The 26,878-nt window shown below is 74.4% G+C and carries 27 protein-coding genes and 1 other RNA gene; 8 read left to right on the top strand and 20 right to left on the bottom strand.

Annotated elements, in window-relative coordinates; translation table 11 throughout:
- Positions 1-337: 337 nt before the first annotated feature.
- Positions 338-3,361, bottom strand: a complete 3,024-nt coding sequence (locus F8274_RS17770; protein WP_151463514.1) for a bifunctional [glutamine synthetase] adenylyltransferase/[glutamine synthetase]-adenylyl-L-tyrosine phosphorylase — start codon at positions 3,359-3,361, stop codon at positions 338-340.
- A 1-nt stretch (position 3,362) separates the two neighbouring features.
- The gene (locus F8274_RS17775; RefSeq protein ID WP_151463515.1) at positions 3,363-4,130 is read right to left on the bottom strand and encodes a type 1 glutamine amidotransferase; all 768 of its coding nucleotides are present in this window, start codon (positions 4,128-4,130) and stop codon (positions 3,363-3,365) included.
- A gap of 65 nt (positions 4,131-4,195) precedes the next feature.
- Between F8274_RS17775 and F8274_RS17780 the strand changes: the two genes are divergently transcribed.
- Positions 4,196-5,125, top strand: a complete 930-nt coding sequence (locus F8274_RS17780; protein ID WP_151463516.1) for an LD-carboxypeptidase — start codon at positions 4,196-4,198, stop codon at positions 5,123-5,125.
- Between the two features lie 6 nt (positions 5,126-5,131).
- On the opposite strand, the gene F8274_RS17785 is transcribed toward F8274_RS17780, so the two are convergent.
- Positions 5,132-6,016, bottom strand: coding sequence for a virginiamycin B lyase (locus F8274_RS17785; protein ID WP_151463517.1), 885 nt, complete (start codon positions 6,014-6,016; stop codon positions 5,132-5,134).
- Positions 6,017-6,197: 181 nt separating this feature from the next.
- Here F8274_RS17785 and F8274_RS17790 point away from each other — a divergent pair, with 181 nt between their 5' ends.
- Positions 6,198-6,662 carry a hypothetical protein gene (locus F8274_RS17790; protein ID WP_151463518.1) on the top strand — a complete coding sequence of 155 codons (465 nt, stop codon included), beginning with the start codon at positions 6,198-6,200 and terminating at the stop codon, positions 6,660-6,662.
- Between the two features lie 82 nt (positions 6,663-6,744).
- On the opposite strand, the gene F8274_RS17795 is transcribed toward F8274_RS17790, so the two are convergent.
- From F8274_RS17795 to glnA, 4 genes are all read right to left on the bottom strand, one after another.
- Positions 6,745-7,116: a VOC family protein gene (locus F8274_RS17795; protein WP_151463519.1), complete on the bottom strand. Its 372-nt coding sequence runs from the start codon at positions 7,114-7,116 to the stop codon at positions 6,745-6,747.
- A 107-nt stretch (positions 7,117-7,223) separates the two neighbouring features.
- A complete protein-coding gene (locus F8274_RS17800) occupies positions 7,224-7,916 on the bottom strand; it encodes a YafY family protein (protein ID WP_151463520.1) in 693 nt (230 codons plus the stop codon).
- A 32-nt stretch (positions 7,917-7,948) separates the two neighbouring features.
- On the bottom strand, positions 7,949-8,374 hold the full coding sequence (locus F8274_RS17805; RefSeq protein ID WP_151463521.1) for a DUF350 domain-containing protein: 426 nt from the start codon (positions 8,372-8,374) through the stop codon (positions 7,949-7,951).
- A gap of 81 nt (positions 8,375-8,455) precedes the next feature.
- Positions 8,456-9,805, bottom strand: coding sequence for a type I glutamate--ammonia ligase (gene glnA, locus F8274_RS17810; RefSeq protein WP_151463522.1), 1,350 nt, complete (start codon positions 9,803-9,805; stop codon positions 8,456-8,458).
- Between the two features lie 151 nt (positions 9,806-9,956).
- Here glnA and F8274_RS17815 point away from each other — a divergent pair, with 151 nt between their 5' ends.
- Positions 9,957-11,717, top strand: a complete 1,761-nt coding sequence (locus F8274_RS17815; RefSeq protein ID WP_151463523.1) for an NAD+ synthase — start codon at positions 9,957-9,959, stop codon at positions 11,715-11,717.
- A 118-nt stretch (positions 11,718-11,835) separates the two neighbouring features.
- Positions 11,836-12,681 carry a 3-methyl-2-oxobutanoate hydroxymethyltransferase gene (gene panB / locus F8274_RS17820; RefSeq protein ID WP_151463524.1) on the top strand — a complete coding sequence of 282 codons (846 nt, stop codon included), beginning with the start codon at positions 11,836-11,838 and terminating at the stop codon, positions 12,679-12,681.
- Positions 12,682-12,765: 84 nt separating this feature from the next.
- Here the strand turns inward: panB and npdG are convergent, their stop codons facing one another.
- The 4 genes from npdG to F8274_RS17840 form a co-directional block, all read right to left on the bottom strand.
- A complete protein-coding gene (gene npdG / locus F8274_RS17825) occupies positions 12,766-13,464 on the bottom strand; it encodes an NADPH-dependent F420 reductase (protein ID WP_151463525.1) in 699 nt (232 codons plus the stop codon).
- A gap of 72 nt (positions 13,465-13,536) precedes the next feature.
- Positions 13,537-14,973 carry an RNB domain-containing ribonuclease gene (locus tag F8274_RS17830; protein WP_151463526.1) on the bottom strand — a complete coding sequence of 479 codons (1,437 nt, stop codon included), beginning with the start codon at positions 14,971-14,973 and terminating at the stop codon, positions 13,537-13,539.
- 71 nt (positions 14,974-15,044) lie between these two features.
- On the bottom strand, positions 15,045-15,704 hold the full coding sequence (locus F8274_RS17835) for a histone (protein WP_225853848.1): 660 nt from the start codon (positions 15,702-15,704) through the stop codon (positions 15,045-15,047).
- Between the two features lie 77 nt (positions 15,705-15,781).
- Positions 15,782-15,988: a hypothetical protein gene (locus F8274_RS17840; protein ID WP_151463528.1), complete on the bottom strand. Its 207-nt coding sequence runs from the start codon at positions 15,986-15,988 to the stop codon at positions 15,782-15,784.
- Positions 15,989-16,143: 155 nt separating this feature from the next.
- Here F8274_RS17840 and F8274_RS17845 point away from each other — a divergent pair, with 155 nt between their 5' ends.
- Together F8274_RS17845 and F8274_RS17850 are read left to right on the top strand one after the other, a co-directional pair.
- Positions 16,144-16,572, top strand: a complete 429-nt coding sequence (locus F8274_RS17845; RefSeq protein ID WP_151463529.1) for a hypothetical protein — start codon at positions 16,144-16,146, stop codon at positions 16,570-16,572.
- A gap of 61 nt (positions 16,573-16,633) precedes the next feature.
- A complete protein-coding gene (locus tag F8274_RS17850; protein ID WP_151463530.1) occupies positions 16,634-17,908 on the top strand; it encodes a M48 family metallopeptidase in 1,275 nt (424 codons plus the stop codon).
- 43 nt (positions 17,909-17,951) lie between these two features.
- On the opposite strand, the gene F8274_RS17855 is transcribed toward F8274_RS17850, so the two are convergent.
- From F8274_RS17855 to F8274_RS17865, 3 genes are read right to left on the bottom strand one after another with little or no spacing between them, the layout of a single operon-like run.
- Positions 17,952-18,926, bottom strand: a complete 975-nt coding sequence (locus tag F8274_RS17855; protein ID WP_225853849.1) for a hypothetical protein — start codon at positions 18,924-18,926, stop codon at positions 17,952-17,954.
- Positions 18,920-19,252: a PadR family transcriptional regulator gene (locus tag F8274_RS17860; RefSeq protein WP_151463531.1), complete on the bottom strand. Its 333-nt coding sequence runs from the start codon at positions 19,250-19,252 to the stop codon at positions 18,920-18,922. The genes F8274_RS17855 and F8274_RS17860 overlap by 7 nt, the downstream gene beginning before the upstream one ends.
- A gap of 42 nt (positions 19,253-19,294) precedes the next feature.
- Positions 19,295-19,780, bottom strand: a complete 486-nt coding sequence (locus F8274_RS17865; protein WP_151463532.1) for an FBP domain-containing protein — start codon at positions 19,778-19,780, stop codon at positions 19,295-19,297.
- A 60-nt stretch (positions 19,781-19,840) separates the two neighbouring features.
- Between F8274_RS17865 and F8274_RS17870 the strand changes: the two genes are divergently transcribed.
- The gene (locus tag F8274_RS17870) at positions 19,841-20,410 is read left to right on the top strand and encodes a TetR/AcrR family transcriptional regulator (protein WP_151463533.1); all 570 of its coding nucleotides are present in this window, start codon (positions 19,841-19,843) and stop codon (positions 20,408-20,410) included.
- Positions 20,411-20,417: 7 nt separating this feature from the next.
- Here F8274_RS17870 and F8274_RS17875 read toward each other — a convergent pair whose 3' ends face one another.
- Entirely contained in the window at positions 20,418-21,629 is a 1,212-nt protein-coding gene (locus F8274_RS17875; RefSeq protein ID WP_151463534.1) for a PP2C family protein-serine/threonine phosphatase, read from the bottom strand.
- 186 nt (positions 21,630-21,815) lie between these two features.
- Positions 21,816-22,658: a LysR family transcriptional regulator gene (locus F8274_RS17880; protein WP_192579879.1), complete on the bottom strand. Its 843-nt coding sequence runs from the start codon at positions 22,656-22,658 to the stop codon at positions 21,816-21,818.
- 71 nt (positions 22,659-22,729) lie between these two features.
- Between F8274_RS17880 and F8274_RS17885 the strand changes: the two genes are divergently transcribed.
- Positions 22,730-23,932 carry an MFS transporter gene (locus F8274_RS17885; protein ID WP_225853850.1) on the top strand — a complete coding sequence of 401 codons (1,203 nt, stop codon included), beginning with the start codon at positions 22,730-22,732 and terminating at the stop codon, positions 23,930-23,932.
- Here F8274_RS17885 and F8274_RS17890 read toward each other — a convergent pair.
- The 4 genes from F8274_RS17890 to rnpB form a co-directional block, all read right to left on the bottom strand.
- Positions 23,929-24,483 (bottom strand): GNAT family N-acetyltransferase, encoded by a 555-nt coding sequence (locus F8274_RS17890; protein WP_151463536.1) that lies wholly within the window; start codon positions 24,481-24,483, stop codon positions 23,929-23,931. The genes F8274_RS17885 and F8274_RS17890 overlap by 4 nt on opposite strands.
- A gap of 154 nt (positions 24,484-24,637) precedes the next feature.
- Positions 24,638-25,291 (bottom strand): hypothetical protein, encoded by a 654-nt coding sequence (locus F8274_RS17895; RefSeq protein WP_151463537.1) that lies wholly within the window; start codon positions 25,289-25,291, stop codon positions 24,638-24,640.
- 269 nt (positions 25,292-25,560) lie between these two features.
- A complete protein-coding gene (locus F8274_RS17900) occupies positions 25,561-26,235 on the bottom strand; it encodes a uridylate kinase (RefSeq protein WP_151463538.1) in 675 nt (224 codons plus the stop codon).
- Between the two features lie 78 nt (positions 26,236-26,313).
- Positions 26,314-26,723: RNase P RNA component class A (rnpB, locus tag F8274_RS17905), an RNA gene on the bottom strand.
- Positions 26,724-26,878: the final 155 nt, after the last annotated feature.

Here is a 26,878-nt window from a genome sequence, read left to right on the forward strand (position 1 = left end):
ACCGTCGGCCGCACGAGCCCCCCACCCCGACCGCCCGGCCGTCGGCGGCGAAGAAGGGCGACAAGCCGGGTCGACAGCAACGAGCGGCGTGGCTGACCAGCAACAGACCTGCAGGGCACGGCACGCACGCACGGCAGGGCACGCACGGCAGCACGCACGGCACGGCCGGCACGCCACGCAGGCCACGGCTCGCAGGCCGAAGCGTCCTGCAGGGCTCAGCAGCGGCAGGCCCGGTCGCGTGTCGAACCCGGCGTGGACTGACAGGGGCGGCGGCAGGACAGGATCGCGCGGGTCCGGTCCCCGCATGGCCGGTGCGTCGACGGTCGGGACCAACCGGTCAGGACGGGGAGTCCAGCACCCGTTCCATGGCGGTGCGGGCACGGCGGCCGGTGCGCAGGTATTCGTCGAGGAACTCGCCCGGGTCGTCCCCGCCGAGCAGCCGCACCACGCCGGCCAGCTCGACCCCGTGCCGGGGCAGTTGGTCACCGGCCCGGCCGCGGACCAGCATGAGCGCGTTGCGGACCTGGGCGGCGAGCGTCCAGCCGGCCGCCATCTCGGCGGCGTCCTCGGGATCGACCAGCCCGGCGTCGCGGGCCGCGGCGAGGGCGGCGAGGGTGCTCGTGCCGCGCAGCGCGGGCAGCCGGCCGGCGTGCCGGAGCTGGAGCAGCTGCACGGCCCACTCCACGTCGGCGAGGCCGCCCCGCCCCAGCTTGGTGTGGGTGGCCGGGTCCGCGCCCCGGGGCAGCCGCTCGGTCTCCACCCGGGCCTTGATCCGGCGGATCTCCACCACCTGCTCGCGGGTCAGGCCGTCGGCCGGGTAGCGCACCGGGTCGACCATCGCCTCGAACTCGGCGCCCAGGTCGGCGTCGCCGCAGACGAACCGGGCCCGCAGCAGCGCCTGCGCCTCCCACACCCTGGACCAGCGGGCGTAGTACTGGGCGTACGCGGCGAGGCTGCGTACCAGTGGGCCCTGCCGGCCCTCGGGGCGCAGGTCGGCGTCGACCCCGAGCGGCGGGTCGGGGGCGGGCGCGGAGAGCAGCCGGCGCAGCTCCTCGGCGATCGCGTGGGCGGCGGCGGCCGCGCCCTGCTCGTCCGCGCCCGGCGGCGGGTCGTAGACGAAGAGCACGTCGGCGTCGGAGAGGTAGTTCGACTCGCGCCCGCCGAGCCGGCCCATGCCGATCACGGCGAAGCGCAGGCCGGGTGGGCCCGGCTGGGCGGCCCGGGCGGTGCGCAGCGCGGCGGCCAGGGTGGCGTCGGCGACGTCGGAGAGGGCGGCCCCGACCGCGGCGACGTCCGCCAGGGTGGGCAGCCGCCCGCCGCCGTCCGGCGACCGCGGGGTGAGCGGGGCGAGCGCACCGGCCCGGCTGAGCACGTCGGCGCAGGCGAGCCGGACCAGCTCGCGGCGGCGCAGCGCGCGTACGGCGCGGGTGGCCTCGACCGGGTCGTCGTGCCGGGCCGCGGCGGCGGTGAAGCCCTCGCCGAGCACCGCGCGGGGGCGCGGGGTCAGCTCGGTGTCCTCGGCCAGCAGCCGCAACGCCTCGGGCTCCCGGGCCAGCAGGTCGGCGGCGTACCGGGAGGAGGAGAGCACCTGGGCCAACCGGCGGGCCACCGGGCCCGAGTCGCGCAGCAGGCGCAGGTACCAGGGGGTGCTGCCGAGCTTGTCGGAGACCTGCCGGTAGTTGAGCAGCCCGCGGTCCGGTTCGGGCGCGTCGGCGAACTCGCTGAGCAGCACCGGCAGCAGGGTGCGTTGGATGGCGGCGGTGCGGCTCACCCCGCCGGTGAGCGCCTGGAGGTGCCGCAGCGCACCGGCGGGGTCGGCGAAGCCGAGGATCTCCAGCCGGCGCCGGGCCGCCTCCGGGGTGAGCCGCAGCCCCTCGGCGGGCACCCGGGCGACCGACTCCAGCAGCGGCCGGTAGAGCAGTTTGGCGTGCAGCCGGCGTACCTCGGTGGCGTGGGTGACCCACTCGGCGCGGAACTCCTCGACGGCGCTACGGCCCGGGGTGGCCGCGTAGCCGAGCGCGGCGGCCAGCCACCGCAGCGCGGCCGGCTCGGTCGGCACGGTGTGGGTGCGGCGCAGGCCCTGGAGCTGGAGGCGGTGCTCGACGCCGCGCAGGAAGCGGTAGCCGCGCAGCAGCGCCTCCCCGTCGGCGCGGCCCACGTAGCCTCCGGCGACCAGGGCGCGCAGCGCGGGGATGGTGCCCGGCGCCCGCAGCGACTCGTCGACCCGGCCGTGCACGAGCTGGAGCAGCTGGACGGCGAACTCGATGTCGCGCAGCCCGCCCGGGCCGCGCTTGATCTCGCGTTCCAGCTCCTTCGGCGGGATGTGGTCGATGATCTTTCGGCGCATCGCCCGGACGTCCTCGACGGCCTCCGGCCGCTCAGCGGCGGTCCAGACGAGCGGGGCGAGCGCGTCGATCCATTCGCGGGCCAGCGCCAGGTCGCCGGCCGCCGGCCGGGCCTTGAGCAGCGCCTGGAACTCCCAGGTGCGGGCCCAGCGGCGGTAGTAGGCCAGGTGGCTGGCGAGGGTCCGGACCAGCGGCCCACGGTTGCCCTCGGGACGCAGCGCGGCGTCGACCGGCCACGCCACCAACCCGCAGATGTGGATGAGCCGGGTGGCGACCTGGGTCGCGACGGCCAGGTCGTCGTCGGTGGCGGCGACGAAGATGACGTCGACGTCGGAGACGTAGTTGAGCTCGTCGCCCCCGCACTTGCCCATCGCCACCACGGCCAGCCGGGGCCGGGCCGTGCCCTCCGGCAGCTCGTCGACGGCGATGTCGTGGGCGGCGGCCAGGGTGGCGTCGGCGAGCCCGGAGAGCGCCGCCATGGTCTGCTCCAGGCCGCGGCCGCCGGTCAGGTCGGCCGCCGCGATCCGCAGCAGCGCCAACCGGTACGCCTGCCGCAGCGCCGGGATCGGGCCGGTGCCGCCGGTCAGCCGGGCGGCCGCGGCCAGGTCGAGCCGGCCGTCGGCGGAGGGCGCGAGCCCGTCCGCCTCGGTGGCCAGCACGGGCCACTGGTCGGGGTGGGCCACCAGGTGGTCCCCGAGCGCCGACGAGGCGCCGAGGACCGCGACCAGGCGGCGGCGCAGCCCCGGGTCGGCGGCGAGCGCGTCCAGCACCGCCGGCTTCTCCCCGGTACGCCGTTCCGCCTCGACGACGCGGTGCAGCTGGCGCAGCGCCAGGTCCGGGTCGGCGGCCCGGGACAGGGCGGCGAGCAGCTCACCGGCCGCCTCGTCGGTGGGTTCCTGCTCCTCGACGCGCCACAGGCCGAGCCCGTCCGGCCCGAGCAGGTCGGCGGCGCGCGCCGAGCCGTCGCCCTCGGCGAACCCGTAGCGGGCCAGGCGCCCCCGGGCCGGTCGGGCCATCTCAGTGCCCGAGCAGCGGCAGGGTGGGGCGGATGGTGACGCCCGCCAGCTCGCCGAGCGCGAGGGCGGCGAACCGCACGGCGAACGGCTGCCAGACCTCCTCCACGTCGGCCATCGCCCGGTCGCAGGCGGCCACCACCAGCTCCGGGTCGTAGCCCAGCTCGGCCAGCAGCTCCGAGTCGCGGGCCCAGTCGGCGATCATGGCGGTGTCGCACTCGATGTGGAACTGGAGGCCCCAGGCCCGGTCGCCGAGGCGGAACGCCTGGTGCGGGTAGCGGGTCGAGGCGGCCAGCAGCGTGGCCCCGTGCGGCAGCGCGGTGATCTCGTCGGTGTGCCACTGGAGCACGTCCGGCATCAACGGCACGTACCGGAAGAGCGGGTCGGTCTCGGCGGCGTCCCGCTTGCCCACCACCGCGGGCCCGACCTCCGGCCCGGACGGGCTGCGCTCGACCTGCCCGGCGTGGGCGGTGGCCAGCAGCTGCCCGCCGAGGCAGACCCCGAGGGTGGGGATCCGCTGCCGGACCGCCTTGCGCAGCAGCCCCTCCAGCGCGGGGAACCAGGGCGCCCCGGGGCTGCCGTCGGGCAGCGGGTAGGCCTGCTGCTCGCCGCCGAGCACCACGAGCGCGACGTAGCCGTCGAGGTCGGCGGGAAGCTCGTCACCCGCGTGCGGACGCAGCACGAACAGGTCCAGGCCCCCCTCGGTGAGCCACTCCCCCAGGCGGCGGAGGTCGTCGGTCGGGTCGTTCTCGATCACCAGCGCGGTCGCCACGACGTCGAGGCTATCCGGTGCGCCCGGCGACGGCCGGTCCGGCTCGGCCGCACTAGGCTCCCGTCGTGCCCACCGACGACTGCCTGCGCCCACCGGCCCTGCGCCCCGGCGACCGGGTGATGCTGGTCTCGCCCTCCGGCCCGACCCGCCCGGAGCGGGTGGCCCGCGGCATCGAGCTGCTCACCGGCTGGGGGCTGCGCCCGGTGCCGGCGCCGCACGCGTACGCCCGGCAGGGCTACCTGGCCGGCGCCGACGAGCTGCGGGCCGCCGACCTGAACACCGCCTTCGCCGACCCGGAGATCCGCGGGGTGATCTGCACCCGGGGCGGCTACGGCGCGCAGCGGGTGGTCGACCTGATCGACATGGCGGCGGTCCGCCGCGACCCGAAGGTGGTGGCGGGCTTCTCCGACATCACGGCGCTGCAGTTCGCGCTGTGGCGGGGCGCCCGGCTGGCCGGCGTGCACGGCCCCGGCGCGGCGTGGCGGGACGACCGCACCCCGCTGCGCTCGGCGGAGTCGCTGCACGCCGCGCTGATGACCACCGAACCGGTGGCGATCGAGGCGGTGAAGGAGGAGGAGACGTACGCGGTCCGGGTGCCCGGGCGGGCCGAGGGGCGGCTGCTCGGCGGCAACCTGTGCCTGATCACCGCGTCGATCGGCACCCCGGACATGCCCGACCTGACCGGGGCCGTGCTGCTGGTCGAGGAGGTGCAGGAGCCGCCGTACAAGGTCGACCGGATGCTCACCCACCTGCGCCGCTGCGGCGCCCTGGACGGGATCGCCGGGGTGGCGGTGGGCCAGTTCACCGAGTGCGCCGACGGCTGGGACACCACGATCACGGACGTGCTCACCGAGCGCCTCGGCGACCTCGGCGTCCCCGTCCTCGGCGGCCTCCCCATCGGCCACGGCCCCGACCAGCTGACCGTCCCGGTGGGCACCCCCGCCGTCCTCGACGCCACCACCGGCACCCTCACGGTCACCCCGGCGGTCCGCTGAACCCCGTCAGGGGGTGAGGTGGGCGACCGCGCCGGTTTCCAGGGCCACCCAGACGGTGCCGTCGGGGGTGACCGTCAGGCCGTGCGGTTCGGACTGCGGGGTGGGCAGGGCGTGACCGGTGATGCGGCCCGCCTCGTCGATGTGGCCGATTCGGTTGGCGCCCCACTCGGTGAACCAGCAGCCGCCGGCCGGGTCGGCGACGATGGCGTGCGGGCGGGCCGCCCGGTCCGGCAGCGGGAACTCGTCGATCCGGCCGTCGGGGGTGATCCGGCCGAGCTGGCCGGCGGCGATCTCGACGAACCAGAGCGCCCCGTCGCCGCCGAGCGTGATGCCGACCGGTCCGGCGGCCTCCGTCGGCAGGGAATGCACGGTCACCCGGCCATCCAGGGCGACCCGGGCGATCCCGTTCGCCTGGTTGAGGGTGAGCCAGAGAGCGCCGTCCGGCCCGGCGGCCAGCATCGAGGGGAAGCCCTTGGCGACCGGCAGCGGAAACGTGGTGACCGCCCCGTCGACGGTGACCCGGCCGACGGTGTCGTCGCCCATCCCGGCGTACCAGAGGGCGTCGTCCGGGCCGACGGCGAGGCCGCACGGCGCGGTCCCCGGCGGGAGCGCGACGGAGCTGGTCTCCCCGTCGACGGTGATCCGGCCCAGCCGGTCGTCCCCCGAGCGGGTGTACCAGAGCGCGCCGTCCGGGCCGGTGGTGATGATCAGCGGGCGGCTCTCCGCCGGGTCGGCCAGGTGGGTGCGCACCTCCGCGTCCGGCGCGACCCGGGCGACGCCGCCCGTCCCGGCCAGCGTCAGCCAGAGCGCGCCGTCCGGGCCGGCGGTGATCCCGTACGGCCCCGAGCGCGGTTCCGGCAGTGTGATCTCGCGGATGGAGGGGTTCGTCATGCGGCTTCGCCTTCCGTCGGTGACCGGGCCACCCTCCCGGCCCGCGCAGCCCGTCGCAACTGGTTTGTCCCGGTTCTCCGGTGCGATTGCCAGCGCGCTGACAGGTTCGCCACGGGTTGCCCCCAGCTACGCCGGTCACTGTCGGTGACGTCATCGCACCACCACCGAACAGGAGAATCGCATGATCCGCAGGATGTCGAGGAAGCACCTGCTGGCCGGCCTGGCCGCCGCCGGCGTGCTCGGCGTCGGGATCGCCGCCCCGACGGTGGCGCTCGCCGACGACAAGAGCCCGAGCCCGGCACCGAGCGCCAGCACGAGCACCGACCAGGGCACCGACCGACAGCAGCAGCGGGCCGACCGGCAGGCCGAGTTCGCCGAGTCGCTCGCCAAGGAACTGGGTGTCCCCACCGACAAGGTCACCGCGGCGCTGGAGAAGCTGCGCGAGCAGCGCCAGGCCGACCGGCCCGAGCGGCCGTCGACCGGGGACCGGCAGGCCGCGCTGAAGGACCGCCTGGACCAGGCCGTCAAGGACGGCAAGCTCACCCAGGAGCAGGCCGACGCGGTGCTGAAGGCCGCCGAGGCCGGCGTCTTCCCGGGCCCGGGCGGTCACGGCCCCCGCGGCGGGGACGGCCGCTGGGGCAGGTGACCCGGGTGGCCCCGCCGCCTCCTCACCGGCCGCACCTCCCTCCCGGCCGGCACCGGCGGGGCCACCCACCGAAACCGAACGCTCATCCGGCCACCGGCGGGGTGAAGACGCCGATGTGGTTGCCCGACGGGTCGAGCAGCTGAGCGTGGGTCAGGCCGCTGGGCGCGCTGCGCGGCGGCGCCAGCACCTTGCCGCCGGCCGCCTCGGCCCGCCGGCAGGTCTCCGCCACGTCGGCGACCTCGGCGTAGAAGATCGCGTAGTTCGGCGTGCTGCCGTCGGTTGCCCGGATCGCGCCACCGATGCCACGCTCCCCGCCGGCCGCCGTCTGCCGGTACGACGCGCCCGGGCCGCCCTGCTCCTCGAAGGCCCAGCCGAACAGGTCGGCGTAGAAGCGCTCGACCTCGGCGGGGCGGTCGGAGCCGATCTCGAACCAGGTCACGGGCGTGCTGGACATGCTTCCTCCTGAGGTTCGCGCCGGCCGGTCGGCCCGCGTCGTCAGGAGTCAGCCTCGGCGACCTCCGCGACACCGTCCTGTCGGTGTTTCCCCGGGAAGCCGAGAATTCAGACCAGGCTCAGTGGACGGACCCGCCCGGCGGGGATGTCCAGGTCGTCGGGGCGCAGCTCCCGGGTCACCGGCTCGGCCAGCGGGCGCACCGCCACGATCCGGTCGGTGCGGAAGCAGCGCAGCCCGTCGCGCAGCCGGCACCACCCCACCAGGTACCAGTGTGTCGCGTTGCCCAGGTAGGCCAGCGGCTCCACGTCGCGGGCCGAGGTGGCGCCGGCCCGGTCCGCGTACCGGAGGCGGAGCACCCGCCGCGCGGCGACCGCGTCGGCGACGGCGGCCGGGACGGGCGTGGCCGGCCCGCCATCCATCAGGTGCACCCGGCCGGCGAGGCGGTGCGCCTCGGCGGCGTCGGCGGGCGGCATCACGGCGACCAGCTTGCGCAGCGCCGCGCCGGCGGCCGGGGCGAACGGCGTGCCGCCCAGCCGGTGCAGCGCGACGGCCATGGCCACGGCCTCGCCCGGGGTCAGGTTGACCGGGGGCAGAGTGCGGGCCCGGTCGACCACGTAGCCACCGGTGCGGCCCGGCTCGGCCCAGATCGGCACCCCGGCGCCCTGCAACGCGGTGATGTCCCGCTCGATGGTGCGGGTGCTGACCTCGAAGCGCCCGGCCAGCCACCGGGCGCTGCGCGGCCGGGGCGAGACCGCCCGCAGCTCCTCCACCAGGGCGTAGAGACGGTCGGTGCGGTTCACGCCCGGAGGCTATGCCCCCGGTACGACACCGCTCAGGCGATGCAGGCGCAGACGATCAGCGCGGCGCCGAAGTGGGTGGCGGCGCTGACCCGGGCCGCCGGGTGCGGCTCGTCGGCGCAGATGATGTCGCCGAGCCGGCCGGGGGTGAGCAGGTCGAGCACGAGGAAGGCCAGCGCCATCACGAGCAGACCGACCAGGCCGAAGACCACCGTGGAGGCCAGCCCCTTGCCGAAGGAGCTGTAGCTGGTGAGGACCGCGGTGAAGACGATGCCGGCGATGCCGAGCTGGTTGGCGGCGAGCAGCAGCGCCGCGTTCCCGTTGCGCCGCACCCAGATCAGCTCCCGCAGCCGGCCCGGGGTGAGCAGGTCGACCAGCAGGAAGCCGGCGGCCATCAGCGCCACCCCGACGACCCCGAACACGATGCTCTGCCACGCCCCGTTGAGCAGGTCTCCCAGCACCGAACGCCCTCCCCGGCTGCGCCCTCCCGGCGCGGCTGCCGGGCGGTGCCGCAGACGATAGCGGCACCGCACCACCGTGATCTAGAGCGACAGGTAGCGCTGCCGCTCGTAGGGGGTGACCTCGCGGCGGTACTGCTCCCACTCGGCCCGCTTGTTGCGCAGGAAGAAGTCGAACACGTGCTCGCCGAGCACCTCGGCGACCAGCTCGGAGCCGGCCATCACGTCGATCGCCTCGGCCAGGTTCTCCGGCAGCGCCGGGTAGCCCATGGCGCGGCGCTCGGCGGTGCTCAGCGACCAGACGTCGTCCTCGGCGCCCGGCGGCAGCTCGTAGCCCTCCTCGATGCCCTTGAGGCCGGCGCCGAGCATGACCGCGAAGGCCAGGTAGGGGTTGGTCGCCGAGTCCAGCGAGCGGACCTCGACCCGGGCCGAGTTCGGCTTGCCGTAGGCGGGCACGCGGACCAGCGCGGACCGGTTCAGGTGACCCCAGCAGACGTACGCGGGGCTCTCCGTGATCCGGTCCGGCAACGCCTGCGGGAAGAGCCGCTTGTAGGAGTTGACCCACTGGTTGGTGACGGCCGTGTACTCCCGGGCGTGGGTGAGCAGCCCGGCGATGAACGACTTGGCCACCTTGGAGAGCTTCATGGGGTCGCCGGCGTCGTGGAACGCGTTGCGCTCCCCCTCGAACAGCGACAGGTGGGTGTGCATGCCGTTGCCCGGCTGGTCGGTGAAGGGCTTCGGCATGAAGCTGGCCTGCACCCCGGTGGATAGCGCGACCTCCTTCACCACGTGCCGGAAGGTCATGATGTTGTCGGCGGTGGTGAGCGCGTCGGCGTAGCGCAGGTCGATCTCCTGCTGGCCGGGGGCCACCTCGTGGTGGCTGAACTCCACCGAGATGCCGATCCGCTCCAGCGCCAGCACGGCCTGCCGGCGGAAGTCGCGGGCCACCGCGTGGGTGGTGTGCTCGAAGTAGCCGCCGGTGTCGACCGGGATCGGCACGGAGCCGTCCTGCGGCCCGTTCTCCAGCAGGAAGAACTCGATCTCGGGGTGGGTGTAGAAGGTGAAGCCCTTCTCGGCCGCCCGGGAGAGCGCCCGGCGCAGCACGTGCCGAGGGTCGGCCCAGGACGGGCTGCCGTCGGGGAGCAGGATGTCGCAGAACATCCGGGCGCTCTCGCCGCTGACCCCGCCCTCGAAGGGGAAGACCTGGAAGGTGGTCGGGTCGGGCATGGCGACCATGTCCGACTCGAAGACCCGGGCGAAGCCCTCGATGGCCGAGCCGTCGAAGCCGATGCCCTCCTCGAAGGCCGCCTCCAGCTCGGCGGGGGCCACCGACACGCTCTTGAGCGTGCCGAGCACGTCGGTGAACCACAGCCGGACGAACCGGATGTCCCGCTCTTCCAGCGTACGGAGGACGAACTCCTGCTGACGGTCCACTTCCACCCCTCGTGACACGTACGTCCGCACCGGTCGGGCCGGCCGCGCCTGACCGCCCAGTCTCCACCGGGCTCGTTACGCCGACGTTACGCCCCCGGCGTCTCCCGCGTCCGGTCGGATTCGGGCCCTCCGGCTGGGGCAAGATGAGGTCATGCCCACGCTGCGTCTCGCCCTGTGCCAGGTCGACCCGACGGTCGGCGACATCGCCGGCAACGCCGACCTGGTCCGCGGCTGGGCCCGCAGGGCCGCCGACGCCGGCGCCCAGCTCGCCCTCTTCCCGGAGCTGATGCTGACCGGCTACCCGGTGGAGGACCTGGTGTTCCGCCGGTCGTTCGTGGCCGCCTCGCGGGCCGCGCTGCACCGGCTCGCCGCCGACCTGGCCGCCGACGGCCTCGGTGACCTGCCGGTCCTGGTCGGCTACCTGGACGCGGACGGCCCGCCGCAGGTCAGCGCCGACGCCGAGCCGGGCAAGGGGGCCCGCAACGCGGCCGCGCTGCTGCACCGCGGGTCGGTGGCGGCCACCTACTTCAAGCACCACCTGCCGAACTACGGCGTGTTCGACGAGGACCGCTACTTCGTGTCCGGCGACGCGCTGACCGTGGTCCGGATCGGCGGGGTGGACGTGGCGCTGACCATCTGCGAGGACCTGTGGCAGGCCGGCGGGCCGTTCGCGGTGGCCCGGCAGGCGGGTGTCGGGCTGGTGCTCAACATCAACGGCTCGCCCTACGAGCTGAACAAGGACGACATCCGGCTGCCGCTGGTCCGCCGCCGGGCGGCCGAGGCGGCCGCCACCATCGCGTACGTGAACATGGTCGGCGGCCAGGACGAGCTGGTCTACGACGGCGACTCGATGATCGTCGACGCGAACGGCACGCTGCTCGCCCGGGCGCCCCAGTTCGTCGAGCACCTGCTGGTGCACGACGTGGAGCTGCCGGCGGCCAAGGAGCCGGTCGGCGGCGAGGAGGTCGCCGACGACATGCGCATCGTCCGGGCCAAGGTCAGCGACATCCTCCCGCCGGGGCACGGGGACGGGGTCGCGGTCGGCGGGATCATCGCGCCGGTCGCCGACGAGGCGGAGGTCTGGCAGGCGCTGGTGCTGGGCCTGCGCGACTACGTCAACAAGAACCGCTTCCCGTCGGTGGTGCTCGGCCTGTCCGGCGGCATCGACTCGGCGGTGGTGGCGGCCCTCGCCGTCGACGCGCTCGGCGCGAAGCGGGTGGTCGGGGTGTCGCTGCCCAGCCAGCACTCCTCCGAGCACTCCCGTGCCGACGCCGAGGAGCTGGCCAAGCGCACCGGCCTCGACTTCCGGGTCGAGCCGATCCAGCCCATGGTGGACGCCTTCCTGGCCAACCTGTCGCTCTCCGGCGTGGCCGTGGAGAACCTCCAGGCCCGCGTCCGCGGCGTGATCCTCATGGCGCTGTCGAACCAGGAGGGCCACCTGGTCCTCACCACCGGCAACAAGAGCGAGCTGGCGGTGGGCTACTCCACCCTGTACGGCGACTCGGTGGGCGGCTACAACCCGGTCAAGGACGTCTGGAAGACGCTGATCTGGCGGCTGGCCAAGTGGCGCAACGCCGATGCCGAGCGGCGCGGCGAGACGCCGCCGATCCCGGCGAACTCGATCGGCAAGCCGCCGTCGGCGGAGCTGAGCCCGGGCCAGCTCGACAGCGACAGCCTGCCGGAATACGACGTGCTCGACCCGATCCTGATCGGCTACGTCGACGGCGACCTGGGGCGGGAGGGCCTCATCGCGTCCGGCCACGACCCGGCGGTCGTCGACCGGGTGCTGCGGATGGTGGATACCGCCGAGTACAAGCGCCGCCAGTCCGCCCCGGGCACCAAGATCTCCATGAAGGCGTTCGGCCGGGACCGGCGGCTGCCGGTCACCAACCGGTGGCGCGAGGACGGCTGACCCGCGCCGCGCCGCGAGTGAAATCCTCCACTCCGCCCTGCCCCCGGCCGGTGCCCCGGTGCGACGATCGCGGCGGAACCCGGGGACCGCGAACGCGGCCTCGAGGAAGGAGAGAGTCATGGTGGAGTCCACCCCGACCGAGGTGACCGCCCTCTACGGCGGGCCGGCCACCCGACGGGTCCGCACCCGCGACCTGATCGCCGCCAAGGAGCGCGGCGAGCGCTGGGCGATGCTCACCTCGTACGACCAGTACACCGCCTCGATCTTCGACCAGGCGGGGATCCCGGTGCTGCTGGTCGGCGACTCGGCGGCGAACAACGTCTTCGGCTACGAGACGACCCTGCCGGTGACTGCCGAGGAACTGCTCCCCCTGGTCCGCGCGGTGGTGCGGGCGACCCGGCAGTCGCTGATCGTCGGTGACCTGCCCTTCGGCTCCTACGAGGAGGGGCCGACGCAGGCGCTGCGGACGGCGGTGCGGTTCATGAAGGAGGGCGGCTGCCACGCGGTGAAGCTGGAGGGCGGCCGGCGCTGCGCCGCCCAGATCGAGGCGATCGTCGGCGCGGGCATCCCGGTGATGGCGCACATCGGCTTCACCCCGCAGAGCGAGCACACCCTGGGCGGCTACCGGGTGCAGGGCCGGGGCGACACCGCCGAGGAGGTCGTCGCGGACGCCCGTGCGGTGGCCGAGGCGGGCGCCTTCGCGGTGGTGCTGGAGATGGTGCCCGGCGAGGTGGCGAAGCGGATCACCGCCGAGCTGCGCATCCCGACGGTGGGCATCGGCGCCGGTCCGGACACCGACGGGCAGGTGCTGGTCTGGCAGGACATGGCCGGGCTGCGCACCGGCAAGGCCCCGCGCTTCGTGAAGCGCTACGCCGACCTGGCGGGCGCGCTGACCGACGCGACCCGCCGCTACGCCGAGGAGGTGCGCGGCGGCCAGTTCCCGGCCGCCGAGCACACCTTCTGACCCGCACGCCGGGCGGCGCGGCTCCCGGGCCGCGCCGCCCGGCCGGTCAGACCACGAAGAACTCGGTGCCGCACGGGTACGACGTCACAGGTCGGTGACGCGGATGCCGGCGTGCGCCTTGTAGCGCTTGTTGATCGCGATCAGGTTGGCGGTGAACGCCTCGATCTGGTGGGCGTTGCGCAGCCGGCCGGCGTAGATGCCCCGCATCCCGGGGATCCGGGCGGCGAGCGCGGCGACCACGCCGACCAGCTCCCGGTCCTCGGTGCAGATCAGCACGTCGAGGTCGATCCGGTCGACCTCCGGGTCGGCCAGCAGGGGCGCGCTGACGTGGTTGAACGCGGCGCAGACCCGGGAGTCGGGCAGCAGCCCGGCGGCCTGCTGCACGGCGCTGCCCTCGGCGACGGTCAGCGCGTACGGGCCCTGCTTGTCGAAGCCGAGCGGGTTGACGCAGTCGATGACGATCTTGCCGGCGAGCGGACCGGCCAGCGCACCGACGATGGCGGCGTGCCCGTCCCACGGCACCGCGATGATCACGACGTCGCTGCGGCGGGCGACCTCGTCGTTGTCCGCGCCGGACACGGTGGCGCCGGCCGGCACGCCGGGCAGGGCGGCGATCTCGGCGGCGGCCTGGGCGGCCCGGTCGGCGGCGCGGGAGCCGATCAGCACGGTCTGCCCGGCCCGGGCGAACCGGTAGGCGAGGCCCCGCCCCTGGTCGCCGGTGCCACCGATGATGCCGACGGTCAGCCCGGAGACGTCGGGCAGGGTGGTCGCGTCGTAAGCCATACGGGTCATCCTCGCAAAGGTCACCGCGAGGCGGCGCGGCCGGGCGCTGTGAGAATCCCCGCGCTCCCGGCCTCACGCCTTCTCGAAGGCGACCTTGCGCTGGACCGGGTCGGCGGCGGTCAGGCGCACCCGGACGCGCTCGCCGAGCGGCAGGTCGCCGGTGCAGCGGGCGCGCACCGGCGGCTCGTCCAGGGCGACCGTGCCGCCGGGCTGCCGCCCCGGACGGCCGTTGCCCGCCGGGCGCGGCTCGTCGACGTCCACCACCGCCGCCTCGAAGGTCTCGCCCACCCGGTGCGCCAGCAGCACGGCTTCGGCCAGCTCGACCGCGCCCCGGGTGGCCGCGGACGCGGTCCGGTCGGTGGTCGCCATCACCTCGGGCAGCTTCGGCAGCACGGCGCGGACGTGGTCGGGCACCTCCCGGCCCTCGTGCAGGGCAAGGCAGGCCTCGGTGGCGTACCGGTCGGCGAGCCGACGCAGCGGCGCCGTGACGTGGGCGTACGCGGCGGCCACGCCGCCGTGTTCCGGCTGCTCGGGCACCTCGCCGTCGAACGCCGTGTACGCGGCGCCGCGCATCAGCTCGGCGGCCTGGTCGACGAAGGCCGCCGCCCGGGGTTGCGAGGCGTCCAGCCCGGCGAGCACCGCGCCGACCGTCGCGCCGGCCGGCCAGGGCACGCCGAGCGGCCCGGCGGCCAGCCGCAACCGGTCGACCGCCTCGGGCCGGGGCGGCGGCATCGTGCGGAGCAGGCCGATCCGGCCGGCCAGCATGATGTCGGCGGCGACCATCCCGGTCAGCAGGGAGATCTGGGCGTTGTGCTCCTCCATGGGGCCCGGCCCGCGCAGCACCAGCCGCCAGCCGTCGCCGTCCGGCTCGACATCCTGCTCGGGCAGCGGCAGGTTGATCGCTCCCCGGCGCAGCCCGCGGGCGGTGAGCAGGGCGCCGATCTCGGGCAGCAGGGCGATCGGCTCGGGCAGCCGGCCGGCGTCGGCGTCGCGCTGCACGCCCGAGTAGTCGAGCTTGGCCCGGCTGCGCACCCGGGCCCGTTCGAGGGTGACGGCGACCGTGCCGCCGTCGGCGTCCAGGTCGATGGTCCACAGCACCGCGGCCCGGTCGGCGTCGGGCAGCAGGCTGGCCGCCCCCTCGCTGAGCGTGTGCGGGTGCAGCGGCACGTTCCCGTCGGGCAGGTAGACGGTCTGCCCCCGGCGCCACGTCTCCGCCTCGAGCGCCCCGCCGGGTCGGACGTGGGTGAACACGTCGGCGATCGCGTACCGGATGCGGAAACCGCCACCGGGACGGCGGGCGAGGTGCATGGCCTGGTCGAGGTCGCGCGACGCCGCCGGATCGACGGTGACGAAGGGGACGTCGGTCCGGTCGGCGACGGCCGGCAGCGGCGCGGCGGCGGCCGCGTCGGCCTCGCGCTGCGCCGCGGCCGGGAAGTCTTCGGAAAGTCCCAGCTCGCGGCGCAGCGCGCCGAAGTCGATGCGGGGCGCCAGTACGCGTCGGATCACCACGGGGTCAATCCTGACAGCGCCCCGCGTGATCCGCTGACCGGCGCGCGCCGGTCAGCGGACGGCGAACCCCGTCAGGCGGTGGCCTTGCGCGCCGGCGCCTTGCGCGCGGTGGTCGTCCGGGCGGCCGTCGTCTTCTTGGCCGGGGCCTTCTTCGCCGCGGTGGTCTTCTTCGCGGTGGTGGCCTTCTTGGCGGGCGCCTTCTTCGCCGCCGTCTTGCGCGCCGCGGGACGCGTCGAGGCGGTGGTCTTCTTGGCGGGCGCCTTCTTGGCGGCGGTGGTCTTCTTCGCGGCCGTGGTCTTCTTGGCGGGGGCCTTCTTCGCCGCCGTGGTCCGCTTCGCCGCGGTCGCCGTGGTCCGCTTCGCCGCGGTCGCCGTCGTCCGCTTGGCCGCGGTCGTCGTCTTCCTCGCCGCGGTGGTCTTCTTCGCCGCCGTCGTCTTCTTCGCGGCCGCCTTCTGCGCCGTCGTGGCCTTCTTCGCGGTGGTCTTCTTGGCGGGGGCCTTCTTGGCGGTGGTCTTCGTGGCCGGCGCCTTCTTCGCGGGCGCCTTCCGTGCCGCCGACACGGCCTTCCTGGCGGTCGCCTTCTTCGCGGCGGCCTTCTTCGCCGGCACCCGACCGGCGCCGGCGCCGGAGGCGTTCGGGGACGCCTTGGTGGCCGTCGTCCTGCCCGCGGTGGTCCTCTTCGCGGTCGTCCGTTTCGCGGCCGGGCGGGTGGCCTGCTGTGCTTCGGCCATCTCGGTTCCCTTTCCTGGGGACGTGCTCTCGCCCTCGCGGAGCACGGATCACCTCGACGCGGGCCGTCCCGCGCCGTCTACCTGTCCTCCCCGGCCCAACGGGCGTCCTCGGCCTCCCACGCTTCGTTGCGCGCCCGCACCTGCTGCAGGGCGTTCTCCGCGTCGGCGGCTGAGGCGTACGGTCCGAGAACGTGCTTCGCGGGACACACGTCGGCATCGGTCTCGACCCGGTGGTGGCGGGTGCACCAGTAGTAGTGCCCGCCACCACGTCCGTCGTCGCTCATGCGATCACTGTGCACCGCGAACCGCCCGGCCGCCACCGGAACGGCGTAAATAGTCGCCGATGTCCTCCACAGTAGACCTGGTCAGAGCGGTTCCGGGCCGGAACCGGCGGAAGACGGGGCAGCCGGCTGCCGGGTCGAGGGCGCACAATCCCGGGGTGCGGTTCGGGGGACGACGGTCGGCACGCCGGCGGGGGCTGGTGGCCGCCACGGCGCTGGCGGTGCTCGTGGCGGTCGGTCTGACGCTGGGGGTTCCGCTGCTGCGGGACCGGTCCCAGCACCGACTGGAACGCCGGGCCGACCGGGAGGTGACGGCCACCGCCCAGCGCACCCGGACCCTCCTGCTGGCCGAGCCGGCCGCGCGGGAGGCCGACCTGCGGCTCGCCGCCGACACCGTGGACGGCGTCGACGTCCTCTCGGCGGCGGCGGGTGTCGCCGAGGTCCGGCTGGTCTTCCGGGTACGCGTGGCGAAGACCGCCGCGTCGGTGTTCGGCTGGCAGCGGGCCGAGGCGGCCGGCTGTTTCGCCCAGTCGGTGCGCCCGGGGGCCACCCCCGCGCCGCTGGAGCGGCTGCCCTGCCCCCGCTGACCGGCGTCTCCCCCGAACGGCCGGTACCCGCGGCGGCCCGTTCCCGACAGGATCACCGCTCATGATCACCACGTCGGCGGGCACGGAAACGTGTCCGAAGTGCGGGGCGGCGACGGTCTCGATCCGCGAGGCGCTGCCCTGGTGCGCCGGTTGCGAGTGGAACCTCGACGGATACGACCGGGCCCGCCAGGCACCCGAGCTGGGCTGGTCCTGGATCGACCGGCGGACCCACCGGCTGGCCGGCCGGCTGACCCGCCAGCAGTACGCGGCCCTGGTCGGCCGGCCCCTGGAGTCCGCCGGGTGGAGCCTGGCCGGCGCGCTGACCGTCGGCATCTCCGTACTGCTCCTGGCCGGGGTGCTGGCCCTCGCGGTGACCGGGGTGTGGCTGCTGTTCGCGTACCCGTTCCCGAACTTCGCGGTCGTCCTGGGGCTGGCGCTCATCGGGCTGGCGCTGGCGCTGCGCCCCCGCTTCGGCCGCGTCCCGCCGGACGTGGACGTGCTCACCCGCGCCGAGGCGCCCGAGCTGCACGCCCTGGTCGAGGAGGTGGCGACCCGGATCGGCGCGCCGGTGCCGCACGTGCTGGGGGTCGACAACGACCTCAACGCGTACGCGACCGCGGTGGGCCTGCGCCGGCGGCGGCTGCTCTGCCTCGGACTGCCGCTGTGGGGCGCACTCGACGGGCCGGCGCGCGTGGCGTTGCTCGGTCACGAGCTGGGCCACTTCGTCAACGGCGACGTACGGCGTGGTCCGCTCACCCAGCCGGCCCTGACGATGCTCGGCAGCGCCGCCGACCTGTTCCGGCCGGCGCCCGGCACGCACGACGCGGGCTTCATCGTGCTGATCGGCGAGTGGCTGGGCCGGATGGTGTCCTGGGTGCTGTCCCGGCTGCTCTTCGCCGGCCACCTGGCGCTGGCCGCCACCGCCCTGCGCGGGAGCCAGCGGGCCGAGTACCTGGCCGACGAGATGGCCGCCCGGGCGGCGGGCACGGCGGGCGCCACCCGCCTGCTCGACGTGCTGCTCAGCACCGAGTCGGTGGCGCTGGTGGTGCGGCAGGCGGCCCGGGGCGGGCACGGGGCGGCGGCCTGGCGGGCCGGGACGGCCCGTTCGCTGGCCGCGGCGGTCGACCGGCTGCCGCTGGTGCGCCAGCTCTCCGTCCGGGAGGAGATGTCGCTGTTCGCCACCCATCCCCCGGCCGGTCTGCGCCACCGGATGCTCACGGCGCGGTCCTGGCAGGACCCCGCCGTGGTGCTCACCGAGGCCCGGGCCGAGCGGATCGACGCGGAGCTGGTCCGGCACTACGAGCGAGCCGGCCGGATCGCGGCCTGGGAGAGCTGACCCGACCGGGCCGGCCCGTCGTGCGGCGGGCCGGCGGCCGGCGTCAGGTGGATGTCGGGACGGGCTCCGGCACGGGTTCGACGGCCGGCGCCGGCCGGGCGGCGGCGACGGTGTAGGCCACCGCGTACGGGGTGCAGGCCAGGTAGAAGACGGGCTCGACGAGCACCCGGTCGGTGATGAGGAACCGTTCCCAGGCGGTGGGGCGGGGCAGCCCGAACGACGAGTCGGTCCAGCAGGTGAGCAGCCACAGCGGGGCGGAGACGCGGTCCACCGTGTCCGCGGGCAGGCCGTCGGCGACCGGCCCCACGGGGGCCGCCGGGATGGCGGAGACCACCGCCAGGACGACCGCCGCGTCGGCCGCGACCAGTGCGCCGAGCACCCCGACGAACCAGGCCAGCCGGGTCCGTCCCCGGCGCGCCAGGACCCCCGCGCCCCAGAGGACCGGCACCAGCACGGCGAGCCAGAGCAGGAGCCCGGGTACGGTCCCCGGCAGGCCCGACTCGCCCTGGCCGGCCAACGCGGCGAGGACCACCGTCACGGTCAGCCCGATCGGCAGCACGACGCCGAGCGCGGTGGCCAGCTGTCCGGTGCGTACGGTCCGCCGCGCGGCCCGGGTGACGGCGAGGGCGAGCAGCGCGCCCGCCCCGGCGGTGAGGCCGGACCAGAGCGGCAGCTGCACGGCGGTCGCCCAGGCGACCCGGACGTCGAGCACGGCGTACGCCAGGTTCATCACCACGGCGGCGAGCAGCACGACCGTGACGCACGCCGGCGGGGCGAGCAGCAGCACCCCGGCGGTGTGCCGCAGCCGCCGGTGCAGCACGGCCCGGTCGACCACCGGCGCACCGGCCCGGCTGGCGGCGAGGCTGGCCGCGAAGCGGAGCATCCGCCACCGTTGCCCGTGGCCGGCCAGGACGTGCAGCTCCGCGTCCCACTCGCGGATCAGCGCGGTGCGCAGCTCCGCCGGCCAGCGCCGCGCGGCCCGCCGGAGCAGGAGAACGGCCAGCCGCCGCGTCACCACGCCGGGGCTCCCGTCGGCTCGGCGCCGCCCCGGGACGCCCGGCCCGGCGGGGCGAGGGCGCGCAGCTCGGCCAGCGCCAGCCGGGCGGCACGCACCCCCTCGCCGGTGAGCCGGTAGTAGCGGCGGGCGGGCCGGCCGGCAGCGACCGGATCGACGTCCTCCCAGTCGGCGGCGAGCCAGCCGGCCGCCTGGAGCCGGTGCAGGACCGGGTAGAGGGTGCCGCTGGGCAGACCGGTGAGCTTCATGAGGTCGAGCCCGTAGCGCGGGGCCTCGGGGTCGGCGAGGAGCGCGGAGAGCACCTTCGCCACCGGGATCGTCAACCGCATGACGGGACTATATCGTAGTCCTACATAGGGTGGGGGGCGACGTCACTCGACGACCCGCTGGAGGAAGGCGGCCAGGTTGGCGGTGGTCCGGTCGATCTTCTCGGCGAGCGTGATGGACTCGTCGAGGCGGCGGCCGGCGTTCTTCTTCCCCCGCAGGTAGAGCGAGCAGGCCAGGTCGGCGCAGAGGTAGCTGCCGACCGAGTTGCCGGCCCGCCCGTCCGGCCCGGCCTTGCGGGCGGTCATCAGCGAGACACCGTCCCCGGTGTGCGTGGTCAGGCAGAGCGAGCACATGCTGCGCCGGGCCCGCCCGGCCTGCGACGCCACCCGCAGGGCCACCCCGAGCAGCCCGGCGCCGGACTCGGCGACCAGGTAGGCCCGCTCCGCCGCGCCGGGGTCGCGCCAGCCGAGGAAGTCGAGGTCGGACCACGGCCTCTCGGCCAGATCCCGGGGCAGGGCCAGGCGCTTCGCCTCGCCCTTGGTGCAATTGACGAAGGAGGCCCGGATGGCGGGCTCGGACAGGGGTGTCATAGGCGCTAGTCTAGACCTCCTAGGCAAAAGGCTAGAACATCGAGACGTGGGGTGGGACACATGGCCCGTACGGGGTTGACGATCGAGCGCCTGACCCTGGCCGCGGCGGACATGGCCGACGAGGTCGGCTTCGAGAACGTCACCGTCTCGGCGCTGGCCCGCCGGTTCGGGGTGAAGGACGCGAGCTTGTACTTCCACCTCAGGAACGCCCAGGAGCTGCGCGTCCGGGTGGCGGTGCTGGCCCTGGCGGAGATGGCCGACCGCGCCGCCGACGCGCTCGCCGGCCGGGCGGGCAAGGACGCGCTGGTCGCCTTCGCCGACGCCTACCGCGGCTACGCCCTCCAGCACCCCGGCCGGTACGCCGCGGCACAGCTGCAACTCGACCGGGAGACGGCCGAGGCGAGCGCGGCACGGCGGCACGCCGACATGACCCGGGCGATCCTGCGCGGTTACCAGCTGGCCGAGCCCGACCAGACCGACGCCGTGCGTCTGCTGCACAGCACCTTCCACGGCTACGTGTCGCTGGAGCGGGCCGGCGGCTTCCGCCACACGCCGCGTACGACCGACGCCAGCTGGTCCCGCACACTCGACGCGCTCGACGCCCTGCTGCGGAACTGGCCGGCGGGCTGACGCGGGGCTATCGGGGCAGCCGGCGGACGGCCAGCAGCGCGATGTCGTCGGTGGGGTGCTCGGTGTCCAGCGTGGCCATGACCGTGGCGGCCACCGTGTCGACGGGAGCCAGCGGGACGGCCGCGGTCAGCCGGGCCACGCCGGCGTCGAACAGCTCCCCGCGACGCTCGACCAGCCCGTCGGTGTAGGCGACCAGGACCGAGCCGGGCAGGAATTCGGCCGTCATGGCGCGGCGCGCCCGGATCCGGCCCGCGCCGAGCGGCGGATCGATCGGCGCGTCGAGCACGGTGTTCGGGTGGCCGGGCGCGGCCAGCACCGGGCGCGGGTGGCCGGCCACCGAGATGCGCAGGGTCTCCCGGTCGGGGGAGATCATCACGTACAGCGCGGTGGTCAGGCTGCCGGCCTCGAAGTGGACCACCTTCCGGTCGAGCAGGGTGAGCACCTCCGCCGGGTCGTCGGAGACCAGCGCGTAGGCGCGCAGCGCGCTGCGGACCCGGCCCATCACCACGGCGGACTGGAGCCCGTGCCCGGAGACGTCGCCGACGACCACGACCAGCCAGCCGGACGGCAGGGGGAAGACGTCGTACCAGTCGCCGCCGACGCCGGAGGCGTGGCCCGGAACGTACCGGCCGGCCAGTTCCAGGTCGGGCAGGCGGGGCAGCTCGGCGGGGATCAGGCTCCGTTGCAGGGCCAGGGCAGCGGTCTGGTCCAGGGTGTTCGCCCGGGCGCTGCTGGCCAGGCTGACCCGGTCGGCGACCAGTTCGAGCAGGCGGACGTCGTCGAGGGTGAACTGTCGGGGGGACAGGGTGCCCACGTGCAGCACGCCGACGAGGTCGCCCCGGGCCATGATCGGCACGCCCAGGAGGGACCGCACCCCGGTCTGGAGGAGCACCGGGTTGACGACGTTGTCGCCGGTCACGGTCTGGATGATGACCGGCTGACGGGTGAGCGCGACCTGGCCCGCGAACCCGCGGCCGACGGAGACCCGGAAACCCTGCCGGACCTCCTCCTCCAGCCCCCGGGCGGCGGTGGCCACCAGCTGTTGGGCGCGGACGTCGAGCAGGAGGATCGCGGCCGTGTCGACCCGCAGCAGGTCACGCACCCGATCGAGCAGCTCGTCGAAGAGGTCGGCCACATCGAGTCGGGACAGCGTCGCGTCGGTCACCGCCTCGATACGGCGCAACCACTGCTCGTCCCCCAGGACCTCCGCCTGAACCACCCCACGATCCTAGTTGCGCCCCGGCAAGTTCCGCTTCCGGCGACCCGTGAGACGGACGTCCCAGGAGGTGGTCGAACCGGACATCCGGCGCAGCGGGCGACGGACGGGTCGAGGGTACGCCGGATTCCCGTGGTGATTGGCTCCTGCGGAATCACCGCCGGCAGGCCTGCGGCACGCCAGCGACCTTCAGATCGTGCGCCGGAGCGCGGTCTCCACGGCATCGATCAGCGGATCACCCTCGTTCCGTGGGTGCCGTGCCAGGCCGAACTCGATGTCCGGCAGAGTGGGCAGGGCGGCCGCGTCGTGACAGGCCATGGCCGGATCGAGGTTCGCGGGCATGAGCGCCGCGACGCCGAGCCCGGCCCGCACCGCGGCGAGCACACCGAGGAGGCTGTTGCTCTCGAACGCCACCCGCCACCGCCGATCGGTACGCTCCAGCGTCTCCAGCACCGACGTACGCCAGGAGCAGGGGTTCGAGAACAGCACCACCGGCAGGGGGTCGGCAGCCACGTCCACTCCCGGGCCGATCGCCCAGACCAGCGGGCGGCGCACCGTCCAGCGGGGCGGCCCGGGAAGGTCCGGCAGCGCGTCGAGCACGAGCTGGACGCGGCCCGCGTCATAGGCCTCCCGCATCGCGGCGCTGGAAATGCTGAGCACCTCCAGCGTCGCGCCGGGGTGCAGCCGGGCGAGGTCGGCGAGGGCCTGCGGAAGCTGGGACGCGGCGAGGTCTTCGAGCAACCCGACGACGCAGTGGCCGGTGAGCGCGCGTCCGGTTTCGGTGAGTGCCTGTGCGGAGAGCGAGAGGATGCGTTCGGCGTACGGCAGCAGCTCCTCACCCGCCCGGGTGGGCGAGACACCGGACGGCGACCGGTTGAGCAGCGGGCGGCCGACGACCCTCTCGAGCTTGCGCAACTGCTGGCTGAGCGCGGGCTGGGTGTGTCCGAGCGCGGTCGCGGCGCGGCTGATGCTGCCCGCCCGCACGGCGGTCACGAACGACCGCAGCAATGTGGTCTCAAGGTCCCTGGCCATAACCATTCATTATGGCGGTGCCAGCAAACTAGCCACTTCCTGTGAGCTGCCCGCGGATCTAGCGTCGGCAGGTGACCGGATACCGACGGGTGCTCGCCGTGCCGGGGATGGCGTCGCTGCTGGGCGTTTCGCTGCTCGCCCGCGTCGCGATCACCGCCGACGTGATGGCGCTGACCATGTACGTCGTGCTGGGCCTCGACCTGAGCTACGCGGCCGCGGGTGGCGTCGCGGCGGCCCTGACCGCCGGGGTGGCGCTGGGCGGGCCGCTGCTCGGCCGCATGATCGATCGGCGCGGCCCGCGTGTCGTGCTGGTGACCACTGTCGTACTGCAGGTCGTGTTCTGGCTGAGCGTGCCGCTCCTGCCGTACGGGATCCTGGTGGGCGCCGCCTTCGCCGCGGGCCTGCTGATGGTGCCGGCCCAGCTCGTGACCAGGCAGGCGATCACCGCGATGACGACGCCGGGACTGCGGCGCGCGGCGTTCGCGCTGGAATCGGTGCAGGGCGAACTGTCGTACGTGGTGGGCCCGGCCATCGTGATCTTCTTCGCGGCGGAGGTCTCCCCGGGCGTGGTCGCCTGGGGCGTCGGTGCCGCCATCGCGGCGGGTGGAGCGGGGATGGCCGTGCTCAACCCGCCACTGCGCGCCGACGACGAGGCGGACGCCGACACGGGCGCCCGCCCCCGTCGCCGGGAGTGGCTCGGCCCGCACATGATCGCCGCGCTGGTGATGGCGTTCGGCGCCACGACGGTGCTCAGCGGCACCGACCTGGCCATCGTCGCCACCCTCGAAGAAGCCGGCCAGGTGCCGTGGGCAGCCGCGGTCGTGGCAACTTACGGCGTGGCCTCCATCGTCGGCGGGCTGGTGTACGGGGTGCTCCCCCGACCACTGCCCACGTGGCTGGTGCTCGGTCTGCTCGGGCTGGCGACCATTCCCGCCGGGTTGGCCCACGACTGGCCGTGGCTGTGCGTGGCCGGCGCCGGGGCAGGGCTGCTCGCCGCGCCGACTCTTTCCGCGGTGGCCCACACGGTGAGCCGGCTGGCGCCGCCCAGTGTGCGGGGCGAGGCGACCGGTCTGCAATCCTCGGCGCTGAGCGCGGGTTTCGCGCTCGGATCCCCGATCGTCGGGGTGGCGATCACCGCCTCCGTACCAGGGGGCGGTTTCGCGGCGGCCGGGCTGGCCGGCCTCGTCGCCGCGCTGACCGGATGGCTGCTGTCCCGCCGCTCGCCCGCCCGACCCCCGGCCCGCGCGCCGCAGCGACTACCGGCCGCCAGCTAGGACGACGGCCGCCACTCCCGCCTGAGCAGCCCGTAGACCCACGAGTCGGAGACCTCGCCGTCCACGACGCAGTCCTCCCGCAACGTCCCTTCACGCACGAACCCGAGCTTCTCCAGCACGCGGGCGGACGCCACGTTGCGGGTGTCGGTCTCCGCCTGGACGCGATTCAGGTCCAGCGTGTCGAATGCCCATCGCAGCACGGCGCGCGCGGCCTCCGTCGCATAGCCGTGGCCCCACGCCGCATCGTCGAAGCAGTAGCCCAGCGATGCGCTGCGGTAGTCCGGATTCCACCGGTTCAGGCTGCACCAGCCGATGAACGCCCCGTCGGAGCCGCGATCCACGGCCAGCCGCGCCCCGGTGCCCTCCTCCGCCATCTGCCGGCACGCCGCGATGAAGCGTTCCGAGCGCGCGCGATCGCTCCACGGCGGCGAGTCCCAGTAACGCAGCACGTACGCGTTGCTGTGCAGCGCGAACAGGTCGCTCGCATCCGCGTCGTCGAAGGGACGCAGCCTCAGGCGAGGGGTGTGCAGCGTGGGCGTGGGCAGCGACATGGCACGTCCCCTCCGGTGATTGGCGGCCGATCAACCACACATCCGGTGCGCGTCACTGGCAACGGGTTTCTCGGCGGGCAGGCGGAACGACGTGCTCGCCCATCGGCGCGAGGGGTCGGCCCGGCAGAACAGGACGATCCCCGGCCGCCAACGGTCACCGGCGCGGCGCCCGCGTGCGGCGGTAGTAGGACCAGCCGGCCATGGGCAATGCGATTGCCCATGCCAGCAGCAGGGGCAGGCCGATGAGGACACCGGGGGTGGTGAAGATGTCGTCCCCCGGGCTGGCGTCGGCGCGTTCGGCCGCGAACTGCCAGGGCAGCGTCACCGCGTAGCCGATCATCAATGCGGATCCCAGGACCGTCGGCGTCAACGGCAGCCATCGTGGCACCCGATGCCCGCGCAGCACCGGTATCCAGCGTGGAAAGACCAGACCCCAGTCGCTGATGAGTCCGAGGGCCAGAACTCCGCCAAGTCCGGCCAGGATGCACAGGATGCTGAGGTAGAACGCGCCGGCGGGTAGGCCGAGGAACCCGTCAACCGGGTGGTCGCCGACACCCGGTCCGCGACCGTGGTACCACTCCCGGAACGGATCGGGATTGGCGAACAGCGGGATGCCGAGAATCCAGGGGATGTGCAGTGGGATGAAGCCGAGGACCGGGGCGATCCACGCGACGTGCCCCGCGCGGCGCGCCCAGGGTGGCGGCGGTGGTGTGCGCAGCGCCGTTGCGTCGGGGGATTCCTGGCTGATCTCCTGAGCGGTGTGACGCCGTCGCAATTCGAGGTGGTTCCGTTGTCCCGATCGCCTCATGGGCCGACGATGCCATCGCACCTCGGCACGGCGCCTCACCCAGCCACGTGATCGACGTCCCCCTATCGGGGGACGGCATGCGGGTGCCGTACGCCCACCGAGGGCTCGCGGGAACTCTCATTCCACCAAGATCGTCGACGCGGACAGCAATGAACATGACCGTCCTTGCCAGGGCTTCAGGCCCGCAACTGCCTGGTCTCACATGACGCCCAGCGCTTGCCTGCGGGGCGGCGCTGGCGAGAGGTCCGCTCATGCCGAGCTGAGCGCGGTCAGTGTGTTCGCGTCTCCCAGACCGGCTGCTGAGGCTCGTCGTTGTGCACGACGATGTCGACGTGATCGGTCGGGCGGACCGTAGCGAAGTAGAGCTGCTGGGAGGGGATGTAACGCTCGCGCCAGCGCCGTTCGATGTCGGCCCGGGACAACACCCGCCGCTCTCGGATCAGGGCACGATCCACAGTCTTCGCTAGCGCGGTCGACACGAAGATGCGCAGGTCCCACCGATCAATCAGTTCCGGGCGCATGAGGAAGACGCCGTCGAAGACCAGCACGGCGTCGGCGGTGGCAGTCATGACCGGCGGAGACAGCACCGTATCCGCGGTGTGGTCGTACACCGCGTGTTGGAAGCGTCGATCTCCGCCTGGGCCGAGCGGATCGAGCAGAGCCCGGTTCAACGCGCCGTGGTCGTGCGTGTCGAAGTAGCAGCCTTCGGCCGAGTACTCGCCGCGCGGGTAGCGCCGCGACCGCGGGAAGAGGAAATCGTCGATCGTCGCGCGGATGACGTCGCGGCCCTGTGCGCGCAGGGCGACGGCCAGTTCGTCGGCGAGCGTGGTCTTGCCCGCAGCGGGCGGCCCGTCGACCGCAACCCGCGTCGGGTGTGGGACTGTGACGGATCCGACTGCCTCAGCCAGGCGGCTGAGCAACTCGTCGCGGGTGCCGTGGTCCATGTCCAACCCGTCCTGATCTCACGAAGGCCGCCATGCCGAGCGAGATTGCCGCAGGTGGACGTGGCGGTAGGTGGGCGACGGACGAGTCGACCTGTACGCCGGATTCTGTCACCGGCACGCCCCGAGGGGCGGCCGGCGGCGGCCATCCATCTCGGCCTACCGTCGCCGGCAGGCTCCAGCGGCCTACCCGCAGACATCGGGCGGGCCGCCCTCAAGCGTCTGCGCGGATCGTCATCTTGCGGTGACGACCCTTTCTTGGCCTTGCTCCGGGTGGGGTTTACCGAGCCATCCCGGTCACCCGGGATGCTGGTGGGCTCTTACCCCACCGTTTCACCCTTACCGTCCCGTATCGGGCCGGCGGTCTGTTTTCTGTGGCACTGTCCCGCGGGTCACCCCGGGTTGCCGTTAGCAACCACCCTGCCCTGTGGAGTCCGGACGTTCCTCGGCGGCGGGCCGCAGCCCGCCGACGCGACCGCCCGGTCGACTCGTCCGTCGCGCACTCATCCTAACGACGAACCCGCCGCCCCCATTTCCACCCCACACGCCGCGCCCATCCGGCGTTGATCAAGGAGTTTGCGTCGCGGGGAGGCCGGATCCTGACGCAAACTCCTTGATCAACGCCGGATGGGCGCGGCGTGTGGGG

The organism is Micromonospora sp. AMSO31t, from assembly GCF_008868175.1.
Classification (GTDB): domain Bacteria; phylum Actinomycetota; class Actinomycetes; order Mycobacteriales; family Micromonosporaceae; genus Micromonospora.

Bases quoted from the DNA above. Each gene is read 5' to 3' on its own strand.
- F8274_RS17770 (WP_151463514.1), bottom strand. From the start codon at position 3,361: ATGGCCCGACCGGCCCGGGGGCGCCTGGCCCGCTACGGGTTCGCCGAG.
- F8274_RS17785 (WP_151463517.1), bottom strand. From the start codon at position 6,016: ATGACGAACCCCTCCATCCGCGAGATCACACTGCCGGAACCGCGCTCG.
- F8274_RS17790 (WP_151463518.1), top strand. From the start codon at position 6,198: ATGATCCGCAGGATGTCGAGGAAGCACCTGCTGGCCGGCCTGGCCGCC.
- F8274_RS17795 (WP_151463519.1), bottom strand. From the start codon at position 7,116: ATGTCCAGCACGCCCGTGACCTGGTTCGAGATCGGCTCCGACCGCCCC.
- F8274_RS17815 (WP_151463523.1), top strand. From the start codon at position 9,957: ATGCCCACGCTGCGTCTCGCCCTGTGCCAGGTCGACCCGACGGTCGGC.
- panB (WP_151463524.1), top strand. From the start codon at position 11,836: ATGGTGGAGTCCACCCCGACCGAGGTGACCGCCCTCTACGGCGGGCCG.
- npdG (WP_151463525.1), bottom strand. From the start codon at position 13,464: ATGGCTTACGACGCGACCACCCTGCCCGACGTCTCCGGGCTGACCGTC.
- F8274_RS17835 (WP_225853848.1), bottom strand. From the start codon at position 15,704: ATGGCCGAAGCACAGCAGGCCACCCGCCCGGCCGCGAAACGGACGACC.
- F8274_RS17840 (WP_151463528.1), bottom strand. From the start codon at position 15,988: ATGAGCGACGACGGACGTGGTGGCGGGCACTACTACTGGTGCACCCGC.
- F8274_RS17850 (WP_151463530.1), top strand. From the start codon at position 16,634: ATGATCACCACGTCGGCGGGCACGGAAACGTGTCCGAAGTGCGGGGCG.
- F8274_RS17860 (WP_151463531.1), bottom strand. From the start codon at position 19,252: ATGCGGTTGACGATCCCGGTGGCGAAGGTGCTCTCCGCGCTCCTCGCC.
- F8274_RS17865 (WP_151463532.1), bottom strand. From the start codon at position 19,780: ATGACACCCCTGTCCGAGCCCGCCATCCGGGCCTCCTTCGTCAATTGC.
- F8274_RS17870 (WP_151463533.1), top strand. From the start codon at position 19,841: ATGGCCCGTACGGGGTTGACGATCGAGCGCCTGACCCTGGCCGCGGCG.
- F8274_RS17880 (WP_192579879.1), bottom strand. From the start codon at position 22,658: ATGGCCAGGGACCTTGAGACCACATTGCTGCGGTCGTTCGTGACCGCC.
- F8274_RS17890 (WP_151463536.1), bottom strand. From the start codon at position 24,483: ATGTCGCTGCCCACGCCCACGCTGCACACCCCTCGCCTGAGGCTGCGT.
- F8274_RS17895 (WP_151463537.1), bottom strand. From the start codon at position 25,291: ATGAGGCGATCGGGACAACGGAACCACCTCGAATTGCGACGGCGTCAC.
- F8274_RS17900 (WP_151463538.1), bottom strand. From the start codon at position 26,235: ATGGACCACGGCACCCGCGACGAGTTGCTCAGCCGCCTGGCTGAGGCA.